This is a genomic window from Bradyrhizobium sp. PRIMUS42, assembly GCF_023006515.1.
Classification (GTDB): Bacteria; Pseudomonadota; Alphaproteobacteria; order Rhizobiales; family Xanthobacteraceae; genus Bradyrhizobium.
Map to the genome: position 1 here is coordinate 1 of NZ_JALBGZ010001061.1, position 1561 is coordinate 1561.

Here is a 1561-nt window from a genome sequence, read left to right on the forward strand (position 1 = left end):
CAATTTGCCGCCGCCGCAGCGGACCCCGACGCCCAGCACCTACGGGCCGGACGAACTCGTCGGCGCCGGTCACCGCTTCTTCGGCAACGTCTCGCGCGGGCTCGCCTCGATCATCGAGAAGGCGATCAGCCAATGGGGTCTGCCCAACGGCTATATCCTGGGTGAGGAAGGTTCCGGCGCCTTCGTCGCCGGCCTGCGCTACGGCGAAGGCACGCTCTACACCAAGAACGCCGGGGATCTCAGGGTCTATTGGCAGGGCCCCTCGCTCGGCTTCGACTGGGGCGGCGACGGCGCGCGCACCATGACGCTGGTCTACAATCTGCCCGCCACCAACGCGATCTACCAGCGCTTCGCCGGCCTCGACGGCTCGGCCTACATCATCGGCGGCTTCGGCATGACCGCGCTCACCGCCAACAACATCGTGCTGGTACCGATCCGCTCCGGGCTCGGCCTGCGGCTGGGCGCCAATATCGGCTATCTCAAATACACGCCGCGTGCGACCTGGAACCCGTTCTAGGCCGCTTCTCCCATCCGGGCTACGGATCAAGGTTAACGACAGACCGGGGCTGGCTTTTTGCCGGCCCGCCATGGCATGGTCGTTGGTGAATTTTTCCTTAAGCTTGGGAGTTCTGGCCCATGGTCGAACCGATCATGTACCTGGCGATCGGTTTCCTGCTCTCGATGTTGTTCGGGCTCGCGATCGTGCCGCTGGTGCATAACCGCGCCGTGCGCCTGACCACGCGCCGGCTTGAGGCCGCAACGCCGCTGTCGATGGCGGAGATCCAGGCCGACAAGGACCAGCTCCGCGCCGAATTCGCCATGTCGGCGCGCCGGCTCGAGATGAGCGTCGAGCAGCTCAAGAACAAGACCACGAGCCAGCTCGCCGAGCTCGGCAAGAAGAGCGACGCCATCAACCGCATGAAGATCGAGCTCGGCGAGAAGAACGCCACGATCTTCGCGCTGGAGGCGCGCGAGAAGGCTGTGAAGGAGCAGCTCCGCGCCACCGAGGAGGAATTCAACACCAAGACCGAAGCCCTGCGCGCCGCCGAGAATGCACTGACCGACAAGCAGGGCGAGCTGGCCAAGATCAATTCCGAACTGTCCGACCGCTCGATGATGGCGGAGAGCCGCCAGGTCGAGCTGGTCGCCGTACGCACGCAGATCGAGGAATTGAAGAACCGCGTCGGCGATGCCGAGAAGGAGTTCGCGGCGACGCAGGCGCGGCTCGCGCAGGAGCGGCTGGAATCGGAGACCGCCTCGCGCGAGCTCGGCGATGCCCGCGGCCGGGTCGAGAATCTGAGCCAGCGCGTCACCGAGCTCGATCGCCAGCTGATCGGACAGGTGAAGGAAGCCGAGATGCTGTCCGGCCGCGTCGCCGACCTCGAAGGCCGCCTCGCCACGCAAGGCAAGCTGCTCGCCGAGCGCGACTATGAGAACAACCAGCTGCGCCAGGCCAATGAGACCAACGAGCGCACCGTCAAGGAGCTGCGCGTCGAGATCGCGGGCCTCAGCGGCGGCAAATCCTCCGCGGCCATGGAAGCGCTGCGCGCGGAAAAGACCG

The 1561-nt window shown here is 65.9% G+C and carries 2 protein-coding genes; both read left to right on the forward strand.

Translation table 11 applies throughout. From position 1 onward, the window contains the following. On the forward strand, nt 1-517 hold a 517-nt coding region (locus MOV75_RS37515), incomplete at its 5' end, for a DUF1134 domain-containing protein (protein WP_247007926.1). A gap of 119 nt (nt 518-636) precedes the next feature. Then, nucleotides 637-1561 (forward strand): hypothetical protein (locus tag MOV75_RS37520; RefSeq protein WP_247007927.1); only part of this gene is annotated, 925 nt, incomplete at its 3' end.